At 66.8% G+C, this 16,521-nt stretch carries 17 protein-coding genes; 16 read left to right on the top strand and 1 reads right to left on the bottom strand.

Annotated features, from left to right (window positions below; genetic code table 11):
• Nucleotides 1–20: 20 nt before the first annotated feature.
• The 7 genes from AAFN89_RS05020 to AAFN89_RS04990 all read left to right on the top strand — a co-directional run bounded on the left by AAFN89_RS05020 (nucleotide 21) and on the right by AAFN89_RS04990 (nucleotide 7,434).
• Nucleotides 21–1,094, top strand: a complete 1,074-nt coding sequence (locus tag AAFN89_RS05020) for a branched-chain amino acid ABC transporter permease (protein WP_347536541.1) — start codon at nucleotides 21–23, stop codon at nucleotides 1,092–1,094.
• 70 nt (nucleotides 1,095–1,164) lie between these two features.
• Nucleotides 1,165–2,451, top strand: coding sequence for an ABC transporter substrate-binding protein (locus tag AAFN89_RS05015; protein ID WP_347536540.1), 1,287 nt, complete (start codon nucleotides 1,165–1,167; stop codon nucleotides 2,449–2,451).
• A gap of 57 nt (nucleotides 2,452–2,508) precedes the next feature.
• Entirely contained in the window at nucleotides 2,509–3,348 is an 840-nt protein-coding gene (locus AAFN89_RS05010; protein WP_347536539.1) for an ABC transporter ATP-binding protein, read from the top strand.
• Between the two features lie 84 nt (nucleotides 3,349–3,432).
• A complete protein-coding gene (gene creD / locus AAFN89_RS05005) occupies nucleotides 3,433–4,848 on the top strand; it encodes a cell envelope integrity protein CreD (protein ID WP_347536538.1) in 1,416 nt (471 codons plus the stop codon).
• Nucleotides 4,845–5,834, top strand: a complete 990-nt coding sequence (locus AAFN89_RS05000) for a small ribosomal subunit Rsm22 family protein (RefSeq protein ID WP_347536537.1) — start codon at nucleotides 4,845–4,847, stop codon at nucleotides 5,832–5,834. Before creD ends, AAFN89_RS05000 begins: the two co-directional genes overlap by 4 nt.
• Nucleotides 5,831–7,063 carry an AMP-binding protein gene (locus AAFN89_RS04995; protein ID WP_347536536.1) on the top strand — a complete coding sequence of 411 codons (1,233 nt, stop codon included), beginning with the start codon at nucleotides 5,831–5,833 and terminating at the stop codon, nucleotides 7,061–7,063. Before AAFN89_RS05000 ends, AAFN89_RS04995 begins: the two co-directional genes overlap by 4 nt.
• Nucleotides 7,064–7,128: 65 nt before the next feature.
• A complete protein-coding gene (locus tag AAFN89_RS04990) occupies nucleotides 7,129–7,434 on the top strand; it encodes a nucleotidyltransferase domain-containing protein (protein ID WP_347536534.1) in 306 nt (101 codons plus the stop codon).
• Between the two features lie 164 nt (nucleotides 7,435–7,598).
• Here AAFN89_RS04990 and AAFN89_RS04985 read toward each other — a convergent pair whose 3' ends face one another.
• Nucleotides 7,599–8,435 (bottom strand): DUF3800 domain-containing protein, encoded by an 837-nt coding sequence (locus AAFN89_RS04985; RefSeq protein WP_347536533.1) that lies wholly within the window; start codon nucleotides 8,433–8,435, stop codon nucleotides 7,599–7,601.
• Between the two features lie 844 nt (nucleotides 8,436–9,279).
• Between AAFN89_RS04985 and ccmA the strand changes: the two genes are divergently transcribed.
• The 9 genes from ccmA to ccmI all read left to right on the top strand — a co-directional run bounded on the left by ccmA (nucleotide 9,280) and on the right by ccmI (nucleotide 16,511).
• Nucleotides 9,280–9,951, top strand: a complete 672-nt coding sequence (gene ccmA / locus AAFN89_RS04980) for a heme ABC exporter ATP-binding protein CcmA (protein ID WP_347536532.1) — start codon at nucleotides 9,280–9,282, stop codon at nucleotides 9,949–9,951.
• Nucleotides 9,948–10,613, top strand: coding sequence for a heme exporter protein CcmB (gene ccmB, locus AAFN89_RS04975; RefSeq protein ID WP_347536531.1), 666 nt, complete (start codon nucleotides 9,948–9,950; stop codon nucleotides 10,611–10,613). The genes ccmA and ccmB overlap by 4 nt, the downstream gene beginning before the upstream one ends.
• Nucleotides 10,614–10,651: 38 nt before the next feature.
• Nucleotides 10,652–11,371, top strand: a complete 720-nt coding sequence (locus AAFN89_RS04970; RefSeq protein ID WP_347536530.1) for a heme ABC transporter permease — start codon at nucleotides 10,652–10,654, stop codon at nucleotides 11,369–11,371.
• Nucleotides 11,372–11,508: 137 nt separating this feature from the next.
• Nucleotides 11,509–11,703 (top strand): heme exporter protein CcmD, encoded by a 195-nt coding sequence (ccmD, locus tag AAFN89_RS04965; RefSeq protein WP_347536529.1) that lies wholly within the window; start codon nucleotides 11,509–11,511, stop codon nucleotides 11,701–11,703.
• Entirely contained in the window at nucleotides 11,693–12,172 is a 480-nt protein-coding gene (gene ccmE, locus AAFN89_RS04960; RefSeq protein ID WP_347536528.1) for a cytochrome c maturation protein CcmE, read from the top strand. Before ccmD ends, ccmE begins: the two co-directional genes overlap by 11 nt.
• Entirely contained in the window at nucleotides 12,169–14,154 is a 1,986-nt protein-coding gene (locus tag AAFN89_RS04955) for a heme lyase CcmF/NrfE family subunit (protein WP_347536527.1), read from the top strand. The genes ccmE and AAFN89_RS04955 overlap by 4 nt, the downstream gene beginning before the upstream one ends.
• Before the next feature lie 13 nt (nucleotides 14,155–14,167).
• Nucleotides 14,168–14,704, top strand: coding sequence for a DsbE family thiol:disulfide interchange protein (locus AAFN89_RS04950; RefSeq protein WP_347536526.1), 537 nt, complete (start codon nucleotides 14,168–14,170; stop codon nucleotides 14,702–14,704).
• A complete protein-coding gene (locus tag AAFN89_RS04945) occupies nucleotides 14,701–15,159 on the top strand; it encodes a cytochrome c-type biogenesis protein (RefSeq protein ID WP_347536525.1) in 459 nt (152 codons plus the stop codon). Before AAFN89_RS04950 ends, AAFN89_RS04945 begins: the two co-directional genes overlap by 4 nt.
• Complete coding sequence (ccmI, locus tag AAFN89_RS04940; protein WP_347536524.1) at nucleotides 15,156–16,511, top strand: c-type cytochrome biogenesis protein CcmI; 1,356 nt, start codon at nucleotides 15,156–15,158, stop codon at nucleotides 16,509–16,511. The genes AAFN89_RS04945 and ccmI overlap by 4 nt, the downstream gene beginning before the upstream one ends.
• The last annotated feature ends 10 nt before the right edge of the window (nucleotides 16,512–16,521 follow it).

Raw genomic sequence — 16,521 nt, 5'->3', positions numbered from 1 at the left:
GCGCCGGAGAATTCTAGCCCATGGCCGGCGTCAGCATGCGCCCCTGCGGGGATTTCCGGACCAGCTATTCCGGCGACACGACGATCTTCGACGACGCCTTCAGCCGCAACGCGGTGATCGTGCTGGTGGCGCTGGCGGCGCTGGCGCCGCTGGTCTTCGACGGCTACTGGATGAACCTGCTGGTCACTATCGGCTATCTGTCGATCGCGGCGCTGGGCCTCAACATCCTGGTCGGCTTCACCGGCCAGATATCCATCGGCCACGCCGTGTTCTTCGGGTTCGGCGCGTTCTCCAGCGTCTGGCTGTCGAACAATTTCGCGATCCCGGTCTTCTTCTCCATCCCGCTGGCCGGGGTGATGACGGCGGCGGTGGGGCTGATCTTCGGCGTGCCGGCGGCGCGCATCAAGGGGCTCTACCTCGCCATCGCGACGCTGGCCGCGCAGTTCATCCTGCAGGATTTCTTCGCCCGCGCCGGCTGGTTCACCGGCGGGGTGGCGGGATCGCTGGCCCAGCCGCTCACCATCTTCGGGTTCGAGTTCTACGACGCCGAGACCTATTTCTATATCGTGCTGGCCTATGTCGTGGTCATGTTCCTGCTGGCCACGAACCTGATGCGGACGCGCGACGGAAGGGCGCTGATCGCGGTCAGGGACCATTACCTGTCGGCCGAAATCATGGGCGTCAACCTGACGAAATACCGGATCATGTCGTTCGGCATCGCCAGCTTCTACGCCGGGATCGGCGGCGCGCTCTACGCCCATCACCTGAAATTCGTGTCGGTGGAGGCGTTCACCATCCTCTTCTCCATCCAGTTCCTGGGCATGATCATCATCGGCGGGCTGGGATCGATCATGGGGACGCTGATGGGCACCGCCTTCATGACGCTGCTGCCGGAGCTGATGGACTGGATCGCCCGCGGGCTGGAGGGATCGTTCATCGATACCGCGCTGGGCCTGCGCGGGGCGATCAACTTCATGAAGGAGATCGCGATCGGCCTGGCGATCATCCTGTTCCTGATCTTTGAGCCGGACGGGCTGGCGCATCGCTGGCGACAGATCAAGGCGTACTGGAAACTCTACCCCTTCTCCTATTGAGTAAGGGGCGGATCAACTGCCCGACCCCGGCGTCAGATCGGGACGGGCTTCACTGGAGGAGGAAACGCGAATGAAACGGACGCTCAAGATCGGCCTTCTGGCCACGGCGGCGCTGACCGCGCCGGGACTGGCCGCCGCACAGGACGACATCTTTGTCGGCCATCTGGCGGATCTGACCGGGGCCACGGCCTCCATCGGCGTCGACTATGCCGCCGGCATCCGCGACGCCATCGCCTACGTGAACGCCAATGGCGGCGTCGCCGGCCGGCAGATCGATGCCGAGGAGGTGGACTACGCCTATCAGGCGCCGCGCGCCGTCTCCACCTATCAGCGCTGGGCGCAGAACGACGTGGCGGCCATCCAGGGCTGGGGCACGGCCGACACCGAGGCGCTGATCGACTTCGTGGCGCGGGACGAGGTGCCCTACTACTCCGCCTCCTATTCCGGGGCGCTGACCGACCCGACGGGCGAGGGCGAGCGGTCGACCAAGGCCGCGCCCTACAATTTCTTCTACGGCCCCTCCTATTCCGACGCCTGCCGGGCGCTGGCGCAGTGGGCGATGGAGGATTGGGAGACCAATGGCGGCGAGGGTCAGCCGAGCTGGGTCCATATGGGCGACAACCACCCCTATCCGAACAGCCCGAAGGAGGCGTGCTCCGAATATGCGGAGGAGCTGGGCTTCGAGGTGCTGGACCCGATCACCTACAGCCTCGCCCCCGGCGATTTCACGCCGCAATGCCTGACCCTGAACGAGCAGGGGGCGGACTACGCCTACGTCGCCAACATCGCGGGGTCCACGATCTCGCTGCTCAACTCCTGCGCCACGGCGGGGGTGGAGACGCAATTCGTCTCCAACGTCTGGGGCTATGACGAGAACGTCATGAAGGCGGCGGGCGAGAATGCCGACGGCGTTGTCGTCGCGGTCCGGACCGATTCGATCTGGACCGACGAGAATCCGGGGATGGAGACGGTGCGGGAGATATCCGCCATGTCCGACCCGTCAGGGGAGACCTACCGGTCGCTCTCCTACATCACCGGCATCTGTTCGACCATGTACATGGTCGAGGCGATGGAGATGGCGATCGAGGCCAATGGCGAACTGACCGGCCCCGGCATCCGCGACGCGATGTACGTCAAGTCCGACTGGGTGCCCGAAGGGCTGGAGGGCGTCTGCTACCCCTCCACCTGGACGGCGGAGGACCATCGCGGGCTGATGACCACCGCGATCTACCAGGGCAGCGTCACCGGCCCGACCGGCGACAAGTCGGTGTCTGAGCTGATGGCCGACGGCACGATGGCGCTTGAGGAGGTCGCGACGATCACCCTGGAGCGCCGGCCGGAGTGGATCGGCTACTGAGCCGGAGAGGGGCGGCCCGCAGGCCGGCCGCCCCGCCCTTCCTTCCAGGGAAAGAGCATGACCGACATCGCGACCGCCGAATCTCCGAAGGCCGCCGCCCCGGCGACCCCGCCGCTCCTGTCGGTGAACAATATCGAGGTCGTCTACAACGACGTGATCCTGGTGCTGCGCGGCCTCAGCCTGGAGGTGCCGGAAGGCCAGATCGTCGCTCTCCTGGGCGCCAACGGGGCCGGCAAATCGACGACGCTGAAGGCGATATCCGGACTTCTGAAGACCGAGGATGGGGAGGTCACGCGCGGCTCCATCACCTATCGGGGCAAGACGATCACCGGACAGGATCCCGGCGCGATCGTCCGCAAGGGCATCTTCCAGGTGATGGAGGGGCGGCGGATCATCGCGGACATGACGGCGCACGAGAATCTGCGCCTGGGCGCGCATACCCGCCGTGACCGGGAGATCGCCGACGACATCGATCGCGTCTACGAATACTTCCCCCGGCTGAAGGAGCGGACGGGCCTGGCCGGCTATCTTTCGGGCGGGGAGCAGCAGATGCTGGCGATCGGCCGAGCGCTGATGGCGCGGCCGAAGCTGATCCTGATGGACGAGCCGTCGATGGGCCTGTCCCCCCTTCTGGTGAAGGAGGTCTTCGGCATCATCGGCAAGCTGAACCGCGATCTTGGCATCACCATCCTGCTGGTGGAGCAGAACGCCCGCATGGCGCTCCAGGCAGCCAGCTACGGCTATATCATGGAGAACGGCAAAGTCGTGCTCGACGGCGCGGCCGAGGCGCTGCGCGACAATGAGGACGTGAAGGAATTCTACCTCGGCGGCGGCGGCGAAGCCCGCAAGAGCTTCAAGAACCTGAAGAGCTTCAAACGCCGCAAGCGTTGGTTGTGATTCCGCCCGGTTCCCGCCGCAAAATCGCCGTGAGAGACAGGCGATGATCCTGGCGTTCGTCCCAAGGCCGAGGAATTGCGCGCCATGACCGCCGAAACGCCCAGACCGTCCCGCCGCGCGGCCCTTGTCCGGTCGCCCCTCTTCAAGGTCGTGATGATCGGCGTGCTGACGGTCGTCATGCTGCTGCCGCTGTTCATGATCGAGGACGTGATCCATGAGCGCCAGGGCCGGTACCGGCAGGCGGTGGCGGAGATCGGAAGGTCGTGGGGCGATCCGCAGACGGTGATCGGGCCGATCCTGGCGATCCCTTATCGCGAGACGCTGACCGACCCGTCGACGGGCCGGACATCCGTCATCGACCAGACGGCCTATGTGCTGCCCGACCAGCTATCGGCCGAGGCGACGCTGGCGCCGGAGGTCCGGCGGCGCGGCCTGTTCGAGGCGGCGGTCTATACCGTCGATCTGTCGATCGAGGGCGCGATCACCCCGCCGACCGCCGATCTTTGGGCCGATCGCGAGGTCGAGATATTGTGGCGACAGGCGGAGGTCATCCTCCTGCTGACCGACCAGCGCAGCGTCGACGACGGCATCTCCATCACTGTCGGCGACCGCGCCATACCGTTCGAGCCGGGGGTGCGGATGCCGCTGCCGAGCAGCGGCGTCGACTACCTCGTCCCCGGCGGCAGCCCGGCCTACGGGTCCGACTATGGCGCGATCAGGGCGCGGACACCGGGGCTGGAGACGCTGGGCGGGCAGGCGTTGCCTTTCGCCACGTCGCTGAGCCTTCGCGGGTCCGACCGCTTCATGATCGCGCCGGTCGGCCGCCAGACCGACCTCTCCGTCGCCGCCCCCTGGCCCGACCCCAGCTTCATCGGCGCCTTCCTGCCCTCAGGCTCCACGATCACGGAGGAAGGGTTCGACGCGCAATGGTCGGTCTCCTATTTCGGGCGATCCTATCCGCAAAGCTGGCTTTCCTCTGTGGAAGGGGACGCGCCGTTCCTGGCCATGCCTGAATCGACCTTCGGCGTGCGTCTCTACCAGACCGTCGACACCTATCAGCAGGTCGAGCGGTCGGCGAAGTACGGCATGCTGTTCGTCGTCTTCACCTTCACCGCGCTCTTCCTGTTTGAGGTGACGCGCGGCCGGCGGGTCCACATCATCCAGTACGGCCTGGTCGGGCTGGCGCTCTGCATCTTCTACCTGCTGCTGCTGTCCTTCGCCGAAAGGTTCGGCTTCGGCCCCGCCTACGCGCTGGGGACGGCCGCCATCGTGACGGAGATCGGACTCTATGCCCGCGCGGTCATGGGCGGGTGGCGGCCGGCCGGATTGCTTGCGGCCGTGCTGGCGGGGCTGTATGCCGCGCTCTACCTGCTGCTGCAACTGGAGGATCTGGCGCTGATGATCGGTTCGATCGGCCTGTTCGTCGGGCTGGGCGCGGTGATGTACGCCACCCGCCGGATCGACTGGCACGGGGCGGAGACGGCGGAAACCGGCGGATGAGCGTCGGAGCCGGCGACCGGCTGTCGGCGGCCCTGGAACGCCTGGACATCCCCCACCCCGATCCCGCCGACGCGGCGGCGCTGACCGCCCGCTACCGCGCGGCGGAGCGTCCGCCCGGGCCGCTGCTGCGTGGCGAGGGCGAGCGGCGGGCCTATGCGCTGACCCGGATGCCGGCGACGCTGGCGGCGGCGGAAGCGGCGATGGCGGAGGTCGCGGCGCGCTGGGTGGGTGCGCGGCCCCAAAGCCTGCTCGATCTCGGAGCGGGGACCGGGGCGATGGTCTGGGCCGCCCGCACGGCCTTTCCCACCCTCACCGACCTTGCGGCTATCGAGCGCGATGCCGGCATGGCGGCGATCGGCGGCGATCTGACCCACCTGTCGGGGGACGAGGCGCTGGCCGCGCTCCGCTGGACCATAGGCGACCTGACCGCGACGTCCTTCCCGCCGGTGGACCTGGTGACGATCGGCTATGCGCTGAACGAGTTGGAGCCCCCGGCGCTGGACCGCGTGGTTGCACAGGCCTTCGCGGCGGCGCGGATGGGCGTGATCGTGATAGAGGCCGGCAGCCGGCGCGGGTTCGACGCCGTCAGGCGTGCGCGGGCGCTGCTGATCGAGGTGGGAGGACAGCCCGTCGCGCCCTGCCCCCACGCGCTGGCCTGTCCGATGTCCGACGATGACTGGTGCCACATGCCGACCCGCTTCCGGCGGGGAACGACCCATCGCCGGCTGGTGGCCGGGACGCTGGACCATGACATCGAGAAATTCAGCTACGTCGCGGTGGCGAAGGGCGAGCTCGCCGCCCGCCCCGCCGAAGCACGGATCGTCCGCGCGCCGATGCGCCGGCAGGGCCATGTGACGCTGGATCTCTGCCGGGCGGGCCGGCTCGAGCGGCTGACGGTCGGCAAGCGGGACAAGCCTTCCTATCGCGCCGCCCGTCAGGCAGGCTGGGGCGATGCCTGGCCGCCGGAGGATGAGACGCCGCGATGACCGATCATTACGACGAGCTGGAAACCCGCGATCCGGAGGTGCGGGAGGCGGCGCTGATGGCGGCCCTGCCGGGCCAGATCGCCCATGCCCGCACCCATGCGCCGGCCTATGCGCGGCTGCTCCAGGCGGTGGATCCGGAAGCGATCGTGAGCCGGGAGGCGCTGGCCGCCCTGCCGGTCATCCGCAAATCCGACCTGCCGGAGATGCAGCGCGCCGATCCGCCCTTCGGCGGGCTGGCGACGGTCGCGCCCGGCCGCGCCCGGCGCATCTACGCCTCCCCCGGCCCGATCTACGACCCGGAAGGCGATGGCGAGGATTACTGGCGGACGGCGCGCGCGCTTCACGCCACCGGATTCCGCCGGGGCGACGTGGCGCATAATTGCTTTTCCTACCATTTCACCCCGGCCGGCGCGATGTTCGAGACGGGCGCCCAGGCGCTGGGCTGCGCGGTGGTGCCGGCCGGCGTCGGCAATACGGAGCTTCAGGCCCGCGCCATCGCCGACATAAGGCCCAAGGGCTATATCGGCACGCCGGATTTCCTGAAGATCATCCTGGAGAAAGGGGACGAGCTGGGGCTGGACACCACGTCGATTCGCATCGGCCATGTCTCCGGCGGGCCGCTGCTGCCGCCCCTGAAGACGTTCTACGAAGGGCGCGGCATCGATGTCTTCCAGGGCTACGGCACCGCCGATCTGGGCCTCGTCGCCTATGAGACGCCGGCGCGGGAGGGGCTGGTGCTGGCCGAGGGCGTAATCGTGGAGATCGTGCGCCCCGGCACCGGCGACCCGGCGCCGGAGGGCGAGGTAGGCGAGGTCGTGGTCACCACCTTCTCTCCCGCCTATCCGCTGATCCGGTTCGCGACCGGCGACCTTTCGGCCTTCCTGCTCGGAACCAGCCCCTGCGGCCGCACCAACCGGCGGATCAGGGGCTGGATGGGCCGAGCCGACCAGACGACCAAGGTCCGCGGCATGTTCGTCCATCCGGGCCAGGTGGCCGAGACGCTGAAGCGTCACGATCTCTCCCGAGGCCGCCTGACCGTCGACGCGCCCGACGGCCAGGATCGCATGACCCTCACCGCCGAGGCTGCCGACCCTTCGCCGGGGCTGGCGGAGAAACTCGCGGAGACGCTGCAATCGCTCACCAAGCTGCGCGGCACGGTGACCCTCGCCGCCCCCGGCTCCCTGCCCAATGACGGCAAAACCATCGACGACCGCCGGACGTTGGGGTGAGCGACGATCGATGATCCCATGGCGCGATATGGTGTAGGATCAGGGCCATGATACGCGATCGAATCGTGGAGACGCTCAGAAGCCACCGTGACGAGCTTGCCGCTTCCGGCGTCGCGAGCCTGTCGCTTTTCGGCTCCGTCGCGCGTGGCGACGACTCGGAAGGATCGGACGTGGATATCGTCGTGAAGCTGCGCGACGACGCGAAACAGGGATTGGCCTATTTCGGGACCATGGAAACCTTGGGCATCCGACTTTCCGTCATCCTCGACCGTCATGTGGACCTGGTTACCGAACCGGTGAAGAAACAGGCCCTTCGGCGCAGCATCGAAAGGGATCGGGTCGTTGCCTTAGAGGATCCTATCATTTTCTGATTTCCGGAGACGAAAAAATCTCGATGAGTCAAAAAATCGAATCACTTCAATAAGTTATCAACCCCTTGATTCTCAATCAAAAAGAGCCTAGTTTTATAGGTGGCAGGCAAGCGCTGGAGAAAGCTCGAGTTGCCTTCGCGGCAGCAGCGTCCTAGCGGCGTGCATCAGGGTCCAGGGGCCTGCCACTTCTCACATAATCCATTGATGAAATCGCGCTGTTGAGCATCCAATGGGGATTTTCCTATTTGGGGAATAAGCGTTAGACCACAGTCAAGGATACTTCTTTGTCTGGAGATAAAGCGTTTAGCAAAGGCAGTAGCATAACGCGGCTCATAATTGCCGAAGATGTTGGGCTCCAACCCCGCAGCCGTCGCACTTGTGACGACATCAGCGAGTTGGAGTCCGGCCCAACGCGAATGGTTTTCTACCTTTATGTTATCAGGTGAAAATACTGTCCAATCTATGCTTCTGATTGGCCGTATCCGCTCACGGCCGTCACGCATCAGAATTAAATATTCTCGCATGGATTGATAGTCTGTGCCGCTTCTACGAGAGAATACTATTCTCAATTCTGTGGACTGAGTTGTTCGGTTGGCGAAATCGCGTACAGCCCACGTCAATCTTTCTAGCAAATATCTGGTCAGATAATTATACAAATACCCTTTCTGTTTAAAAATTTTTACGGACTGACTTGAATCAAGCAAAGTAATTTTGTTTGAACATACGCAACAAATTCCAAATTGTTTATTTGATAAATACTCACTGGCTACGACTTTTTGAGCATGATTCAAATGACGAAAGTGAATATCGCGATTCTTCTTATTAGGAAATTTACTCATTATATCGTCGCGCCATTCGGGCAAATTTTTATCTATATTAGATCGTACTAAAATACCTCCTAGCACAAGCCACTTCGATTGGGCTGAAGAAGCTTCGGCTTTAAGCTTACCAAACCCTTCGTCACCTGCTTCATCAATATATGCAACGAATTGAACGCTCATATGAAATGACTGAATTCAAATCCGGTATAAGTCAACGGTTGAATGCAATCTAGGGTGTCTGGACAAAGATAGCTGCTCAAACTGAGCAACGATCAATCTATATCAAAGATTGTTAACCAATTAACCAACCATCTTAGTTTCGCCACTTTCGGCGGCGACTTTATCCACAAGCAATATGGTCCCCTGACCATGGGCGAAGCGCTCAGGCGGTTCGTCGACTCCCCGGAAGACAGGAGACGCGCGCACCGTCTCCGCCAGCCTCCCCCGGACTGGTCGCGCTTCGGCCACCGCATAGCCCCCGCGGTGGCCCTTCTTTTTGAGTTGCGATACTTGCCACAGACCCGATGCCTTGAACCGCCGTCGAACGCCCGGTCGTCGCTGGAGTTATCGAATACGCATGAAATCGATCGTGACGTGAGGATTGGCATGGCTACGGACGGCATTTATTCCCGGTACCGTCCTTTCTCGCACCAATACCGGGCAGTAACGCCCGGAAAGTTAATGAACAGGTCCTTGGTTATCTCACAGTTAGCTTGGTTATAGTCGCCGGGCTCGCCTGCGTCGAACGTCGCCATGTGGATGCGCATTGAGGGATCAAGCGGGGAGTTCCTGTAAAGCGTATAGATTTTACCATCCTTGCACGCCGTCAGCGCCAGCAAGGATGTGACAATCGCGGCAATCAGAGAAATTCGCCTCATAATCTCATCCCCTTGGCCATCTCAACCACGAAGTGTACCGTGATGCGCGCCTCACGGTAAAATCCGATATTCGCAAGAGGGCTCTTCGGAGTCCGTCCTGCTTTTGGGCCGGACGTTGCCGCCCTTCGTGCTATATGCCTTTCCCCGTGACTGCCGATCCTTCCCCGCCGACCTTCGCCGCAACTGACCTCGCCTGCCTGCGCGGCGGACGGATGGTGTTCGATGGTCTGGGCTTCGCGATCGAGGCGGGGGACGCGCTGGCGTTGACCGGGGCGAACGGCAGCGGGAAGTCCAGCCTGCTGCGCCTGCTGGCGGGCCTGTCCCGGCCCTTCGCCGGGACCCTGTCCTGGCGCGGCCGTCCCATCTCCGAAGATTCGGACGCCCATCGGGCGCGCATCGCCTATGTCGGCCATGCCGACGGGGTGAAGGCGGGGCTGACGGCGTTCGAGACGCTGTCCTTCTGGGCGGCGCTGCACGAGCCGAGAGAAGCCGCAGCGCGCGCCGAACGCGCGCTTGAGGATTTCGATCTCTCCCCGCTTCGCGACGTGCTCGGCCGCTATCTTTCCTCCGGCCAGAAACGGCGACTGGGGCTGGCGCGGCTTCTGGCGTCACCGGGTGCGCTCTGGCTTCTGGACGAGCCTACGGTAGGGCTGGACGCCGCATCGGTCTCCCGGCTTGAAGTCATGGTCGCCCGCCACCGGGACCGGGGCGGGATCGTGGTGCTGGCGACCCATATGCCGGTGGCGCTGCCCGGCGCACTCAATATCGATCTGGATGCCTTTTCGGTCGATCCGGCGTCCTCCTGGGGGACGGAATGATCCAGTTCCTCCTTCTGGTCCGCCGCGACGCGCGGCTGGCGCTTCGGGCCGGCACCGACGCCACCGTGGCCGTCATGTTCTTCGTCGTGACCGTGGCCCTGTTCCCGCTGGCCGTTGGCCCGGAAAGCGAAATCCTGGCCCGCATCGCGGCGGGGGTCCTGTGGGTCTGCGCCCTTCTGGCATCCCTCCTGTCGCTGGAGCGGCTGTTCGCCAACGATCATGAGGATGGCGGGCTGGATCTGCTGGCGCTCTCCCCCCTGCCGCTGGAGGCGGTCGTGCTGGCGAAGGTCGCCGCGCACTGGCTGGTCACCGGCCTGCCGCTGATCCTGGCCGCTCCGATCCTGGCCCTGCTGCTGAACCTGCCGGCGGAGGGTTTCGCGCCGCTAGTCGCCACGCTGGCGCTGGGTACGCCGACCCTGAGCCTGCTGGGCGCGATAGGCGCGGCGCTGACGCTGGGCGCGCGGCGCGGAGGCGTGCTGATCTCCCTCCTGATCCTGCCACTCTTCGCGCCGGTCCTGATCTTCGCCGTCGGCGCCATCGAGGCGTCGCTGACAGGCCTGCCCGCCCGGCCGCACCTGCTGCTGCTGGCAGGGCTTCTGGCGGCGAGCCTGCCGCTTGCCCCGATCGCCGCCGCCGCGGCATTGAGGCAGGCGCTGGAATGATGGAAATTCACCCCTCGCGGACCATCTAGAGTTCGATCATGCACCGTTTCGCCAACCCCGCCCGTTTCCTGCGCCTCAGCGCCGTCCTCCTGCCCTGGAGCGTCGGCGCGACCGTGCTGCTGCTCGCCGCCGGGCTCTATCTCGCGCTCTGGGCCTCCCCGCCGGACTATCAGCAGGGGGAGACGGTGCGGATCATGTATGTCCATGTCCCGGCGGCCTGGATGGCGCTGTTCGTCTACGCCAACATGGCGGCGGCCGCCGCCGTGGGGCTAGTCTGGCGGCACCCGCTGGCTGACCTGTTCTGCAAGGCCGTGGCCCCGGTCGGCGCTGGTTTCACGGCCATCTGCCTGATCACCGGCAGCCTGTGGGGCCAGCCGATGTGGGGCACCTGGTGGGTGTGGGACGCGCGCCTGACCAGCGTGCTGATCCTCTTCTTCCTCTATCTGGGCTATATGGCGCTGGTGAACGCTTTCGACGATCAGACCCGGGGGTTGAGGGCCGGAGGCATCCTGGTGCTGGTCGGGGTGGTCAACCTGCCGATCATCAAATTCTCCGTCGACTGGTGGAACACGCTGCACCAGCCCGCCAGCGTCAGCCGGATCGGCGCGCCGGCGCTGGACCCGTCCATGCTGACGCCCCTTCTGGTCATGGCGCTGGCCTTCACCGCCTTCTTCGTCATGCTGGCCCTTGTCCGCACGAGGACGGAGATCCTGAACCGCAAGATCCAGACGCTGCGCCTGTCGCGGGCCGCGCGCTGAGGTTGGACAAGTCCGGAAAAGTCCGTGCGGCGCGGGGTCGCAACCGGTAAAACGGACCTCGAAACCCGCGCGCCCGCCCTGTAGGTGAAGGGGCCGATGCCCGTATCCGAAACGAAACGACCGCCTCTCGTCCGCGAATGAGCGACTTTCTCGCCATGGGCGGCTATGCCGCCTTCGTCTGGAGCGCCTACGCCGTCGCCGCCATCGTCATGATCGCGCTGACCGTGGGCAGCCTGCGCGCGCTCAAGGCGCGGCGCACGCTTCTGGACGCGCTGGAGGCGACGCGCGGCCGCCGGCGCGACCGGCGCGGGACCGGCGGCGATGACGCGTAAGAAGCGCCGCCTCTATTTGCTGGGCCTCGCCGCGCTGGGGGTGGGCGCCGCCGCCGCGCTGACGCTGACCGCGTTCCAGGACAATCTGCTGTTCTTCTACAGCCCCACCGACATCGTGGAGCGCGGCGGCCCGCCGGCCGACCGGTTCCGGCTGGGCGGGCTGGTGGCCGAGGACAGCGTGGAGCGGCTGGCCGACGGCGTCACCGTCAGCTTCACCGTGACCGACACCGCGCACGAGGTGCCGGTGACCTATACCGGGCTGCTGCCGGACCTGTTCCGGGAAGGCCAGGGCGTGGTCGCCGAGGGCCGGATCGGAGAAGACGGCGTATTCGTCGCCGATCAGGTGCTGGCCAAGCATGACGAGACCTACATGCCGCCGGAAGTCGCCGAGGCGCTGGAAAGCGCCGACCGCTTCCGCGACCGGGCCGCCGGCAGCCTGGAACCGGCCGCCGGGGGACCCGGCTCATGACGGCGGAGATCGGCCATTTCGCGCTGATCCTGGCGCTGCTGCTGGCGATCGCGCAGTCGGTCCTGCCGATGTGGGGCGCGGCGCGGCGCGATCCGGCGCTGATGGGCGCGGGCGGCACGGCGGCAACGGGGCAGTTCCTGACCATATTGATCGCTTTCGCGGCGCTGACGATCGCCTACGCGACCTCCGACTTCACGGTGCTGAACGTCGTCCAGAACAGCCATTCGGCCAAGCCGATGCTTTACAAGCTGGCCGGCGTCTGGGGGAACCATGAAGGCTCCATGCTGCTCTGGGTGCTGATCCTGGCGCTGTTCGGGGCGATGGTCGCCTGGTTCGGCCGCAATCTGCCGCCGACGCTGAAGGCGCGGGTGCTGGCCGTGCAGGGCATGATCGGGGTCGGCTTCCTGCTGTTCATCCTGATGACATCCAACCCGTTCCTGCGTGTCGACCCGCCGCCGCCGGACGGCGCCAGCCTCAACCCGCTGCTGCAGGACCCCGGTCTCGCCTTCCATCCGCCGTTCCTCTATCTGGGCTATGTCGGCTTTTCCATGGCCTTCTCCTTCGCCATCGCCGCGCTGATCGAAGGCAGGGTCGACGCCGCCTGGGCGCGCTGGGTCCGGCCCTGGACGCTGGCGGCCTGGTGCGCGCTGACGCTGGGCATCGCGCTTGGCTCCTGGTGGGCCTATTACGAGTTGGGCTGGGGCGGCTGGTGGTTCTGGGACCCGGTGGAGAACGCCAGCTTCATGCCCTGGCTGCTGGGCACGGCGCTGCTGCATTCCGCGATCGTGGCGGAGAAGCGCGACGCGCTGAAAAGCTGGACCGTCCTGCTGGCGATCCTGACCTTCGGCCTGTCGCTGCTGGGCACCTTCCTGGTGCGGTCGGGCGTCCTGACCTCCGTCCACGCCTTCGCGCTGGATCCGGAGCGCGGGGTCTTCATCCTGGCGCTGCTGGTCGTGGCCATCGGCGGCGGCCTGACGCTCTACGCCTGGCGGGCCCCGGCGCTGAAGGCCGGCGGCCTGTTCGCGCCGATCAGCCGGGAAGGCGCGCTGGTGCTGAACAATCTGCTGCTGGCGACGGCGACCGCGACCGTCTTCATCGGCACTCTCTACCCGCTGCTGCTGGAGACGCTGGGCGGCGGACGGGTATCGGTCGGCCCGCCCTTCTTCAATTCGACCTTCGTGCCGCTGATGGTCCCTCTGGTTGCGGCGATGGCGGTCGGGCCGCTGCTGGCCTGGAAGCGCGCCGACCTGATGGGCGCGCTGGGACGGCTGAAGATGGCGGCGCTCATGACGGCGGTCATCGTCATGGCCGCGCTCTACCTGACCGTCGGCGGACCGGTGCTGGCGCTCCTGGGCGTCGCGATGGCGGCCTGGGCGTTCCTGGGCGCGCTGGCGGAGCTGGCCGATCGCATCCGTCTCTTCCGCGTCCCGGCGGCGGAAAGCCTGCGCCGGGCGAAGGGGCTGCCGCGCAGCGCCTGGGGCATGACCATCGCCCATGCCGGGCTGGGGATCGCCATCGCCGGCATGACCGCGTCGACCGCCTTCCAGTCAGAGCGGATCGAGCGGCTGGCCCCCGGCGACCGGCTGGAGATCGCGGGCTATGAGATCGAATTCGAAGGCGTCGACCAGCTTCGGGTCGCCAACTACCTGACCGAGATCGGCCGTTTCAGCGTCACCGACGGTGACGGAGATGCAGTCGCCCTGCTGACGCCGGAGAAAAGGTGGTATCCGGTCGCCCAGATGAACACGACCGAAGCGGCCATCCACACCAACTGGCTGGCCGACCTTTATGTCGTGCTGGGAGAGGAGACCGAGGGTGGCTGGACGGTCAGGGCCTATCACCACCCGCTGGTCCCCTGGATCTGGATCGGCTGCATCATCATGGTCGCGGGCGGAGCGACGAGCCTCAGCGACCGGCGGCTGCGCGTCGGCGCGCCGGTCCGCCGGCGGAACGCGTCGCCGGCGCCCCAGCCTGCCGAATGATCCGACCCGTCTCATGAAGCGCATATTGTTCATCCTGCCCCTGCTGCTGTTCGCGGGACTGGCCGTCGCCGTGGCGGTGCCGCTGCTGCGCGGGGAGGACCCGTCGGTGCTGCCGTCGACCCTGATCGACCAGCCGGTGCCCGACTTCGCCCTGCCTCCCCTGCCGGGGATGGAGAGCGGTCTCTCCGCCGACGATCTCGGCGGGAAGCCGATGCTGGTCAATTTCTTCGCGAGCTGGTGCGTGCCCTGCCTTGCCGAACACCCGCTGCTGACCCGGCTGACGGAGGAGGAAGGCGTCACCATACACGGCGTCAACTACAACGACGATCCGGCCGACGCGCTGGCCTGGCTGGACCGGCACGGCAATCCTTACGATCTGATCGGGGCCGACCGGGAGGGGCGCGTCGCCATCGACTGGGGCGTCTATGGCGTGCCGGAAACCTTCGTCGTCGACACGCAGGGCCGCATCCGCTACCGCCATGCTGGGCCGATAACGCCGGACGTGCTGGAGCGAGAGCTGATGCCGCTGCTGACGGAGCTTTCCGAATGAAGGCGCTACTGGCCGTCCTGTTCCTGTTGGCAGCCGCGCCCGCGCTGGCGGTGGAGCCGGGCGAGCGGCTGGACGACCCGGCGCTGGAGGCCCGAGCGCGCGAGATATCGCAGGAACTGCGCTGCCTGGTCTGCCAGAACCAGTCGATCGACGATTCCAACGCCGATCTGGCGCACGATTTGCGCGTGCTGGTGCGCGAGCGGCTAGTGGCGGGCGATACCGACGCGGAGGTGCTGGACTACATCACCGACCGCTACGGCGACTATGTCCTGCTGCGGCCGCCCTTCCAGGCCAACACGCTGATCCTGTGGCTGGCCCCGGCCGCGCTGCTGCTGGCCGGCGGCGCGGCGCTGGCGCTGCGCATGCGGCGCGGCCGGGTCGAGACCGCACCCCTGACGGAGGAGGAGAAGGCGGCGGTCGACGCCCTGCTGGCCGAAGAGGACCGGCGGGCATGATCTTCTGGATCGTCGCCGCCCTGCTGACGGCCGGCGCGGTGGCGCTGCTGCTGACCCCGCTGATGAAGGCGAGGACGGAGGCGCCGGCCCGCGCCGAGCACGATCTGGCGGTCTATCGCGACCAGCTTGCGGAGGTCGACCGGGACCGGGCGCGGGGGCTGGTCACGGACGACCAGGCCGAGGCGGCGCGAGCGGAGATCGGCCGCCGGATGCTGGCCGCGTCGAGGAACCGGAGGACGATCGGAACTCCCGGTGGCCGAGGGCCGCGATGGGCGGCGATGGCGCTGATGATCGCCATCCCCTTGGCCGCGCTGGCGATCTACCTGCCCGTCGGCCGGCCGGGCCTGCCCGCCCAGCCCTTCGCCGCTCGCGACGGCGCGGCGATGGAGGCCCGCGCCGCGCTGGCGGCCGACGCCGCGACGCTGGAGCGCCGGCTGGTCGACGAGCCGGAGAACCCGCTGCTGTGGGTCGAGCTGGCGCAGATCCGGTCGGCCATGGGCGATTTGCAGCGCGCGGTCGAGGCCTATGGAAGGGCGGTCGGCCTGACGGAAGGCGACCCCGTGGTCACCAGCGCCTATGCCGAGGCGCTGGTCCGGGCCGGCAGCGGCATCGTGACGGAGGAGGCGCGGCTGGCCTTCGAGAGCGTGCTGGAACGGCTGCCAGACGATCCTCGCGCCCGCTTCTATCTGGCCCAGGCGCGCCTCCAGGCGGGCGATCTGGCCGGCGCGCTGGAGCGCTGGGTGGCGCTGGCCGAGGACACGCCGGCCGACGCTCCCTGGCGCGCGCTGATAGAAGAGCGGATCGCCGACGCCGCTGCCCGGCTGAACGTGCCGCCGCCCGAGATAGCCTTCCAGCCGCCCCCCAGCCCGACGGCGGAGGATGTCGAGGCGGCCGCTGCGATGAGCGGGGAGGAGCGCGCGGAGATGATCCGCGGCATGGTCGACGGTCTGGCCGCCCGGCTGGAGGAGAACCCGGATGATCTGGAAGGCTGGCTCCGCCTCGGCGAGGCGCGGCGCGTGCTGGGACAGGAGGCGGAGGCGCTTGCCGCCTTCGATCGGGCGGCGGCGCTGGCGCCCGACGACCCGGTGGTGCTGAGCGCCCAGGCCGACGCCTGGCTCGCCATGGAGGACGGGCGGGAGACGACGCCTGAATTCGCCGCGCTGATGGAACGCATCCACGCGCTGGACCCGGACAATCTGCGCGCGCTCTGGTTCCTCGGAGTCCGCGCCGCGTCTGAGCAGCGTTACGACGACGCCCGCGCCCATTGGCGCCGCGCCCTCGGCCAGCTCGAGCCCGGCACGGAAGCCCATGGGATCATCGAGGAAAGGCTGGAGGCGCTTCCGGCGGAGTGAAACCAATGCC

The sequence above is a fragment of the Inquilinus sp. CAU 1745 genome (assembly GCF_039839375.1).
Taxonomy (GTDB): Bacteria; Pseudomonadota; Alphaproteobacteria; order DSM-16000; family Inquilinaceae; genus JBDOQU01.
This window is presented reverse-complemented; position numbering and strand designations above follow the sequence as displayed.

Coding starts and splice junctions, on each gene's coding strand:
- AAFN89_RS05000 (WP_347536537.1), top strand. CDS start 4,845: ATGAGCGTCGGAGCCGGCGACCGGCTGTCGGCGGCCCTGGAACGCCTG.
- AAFN89_RS04945 (WP_347536525.1), top strand. CDS start 14,701: ATGAAGGCGCTACTGGCCGTCCTGTTCCTGTTGGCAGCCGCGCCCGCG.
- AAFN89_RS05020 (WP_347536541.1), top strand. CDS start 21: ATGGCCGGCGTCAGCATGCGCCCCTGCGGGGATTTCCGGACCAGCTAT.
- ccmD (WP_347536529.1), top strand. CDS start 11,509: ATGAGCGACTTTCTCGCCATGGGCGGCTATGCCGCCTTCGTCTGGAGC.
- AAFN89_RS05010 (WP_347536539.1), top strand. CDS start 2,509: ATGACCGACATCGCGACCGCCGAATCTCCGAAGGCCGCCGCCCCGGCG.
- creD (WP_347536538.1), top strand. CDS start 3,433: ATGACCGCCGAAACGCCCAGACCGTCCCGCCGCGCGGCCCTTGTCCGG.
- AAFN89_RS04970 (WP_347536530.1), top strand. CDS start 10,652: ATGCACCGTTTCGCCAACCCCGCCCGTTTCCTGCGCCTCAGCGCCGTC.
- AAFN89_RS04995 (WP_347536536.1), top strand. CDS start 5,831: ATGACCGATCATTACGACGAGCTGGAAACCCGCGATCCGGAGGTGCGG.
- ccmI (WP_347536524.1), top strand. CDS start 15,156: ATGATCTTCTGGATCGTCGCCGCCCTGCTGACGGCCGGCGCGGTGGCG.
- AAFN89_RS04985 (WP_347536533.1), bottom strand. CDS start 8,435: ATGAGCGTTCAATTCGTTGCATATATTGATGAAGCAGGTGACGAAGGG.
- ccmE (WP_347536528.1), top strand. CDS start 11,693: ATGACGCGTAAGAAGCGCCGCCTCTATTTGCTGGGCCTCGCCGCGCTG.
- AAFN89_RS04950 (WP_347536526.1), top strand. CDS start 14,168: ATGAAGCGCATATTGTTCATCCTGCCCCTGCTGCTGTTCGCGGGACTG.
- AAFN89_RS04955 (WP_347536527.1), top strand. CDS start 12,169: ATGACGGCGGAGATCGGCCATTTCGCGCTGATCCTGGCGCTGCTGCTG.
- ccmB (WP_347536531.1), top strand. CDS start 9,948: ATGATCCAGTTCCTCCTTCTGGTCCGCCGCGACGCGCGGCTGGCGCTT.
- AAFN89_RS05015 (WP_347536540.1), top strand. CDS start 1,165: ATGAAACGGACGCTCAAGATCGGCCTTCTGGCCACGGCGGCGCTGACC.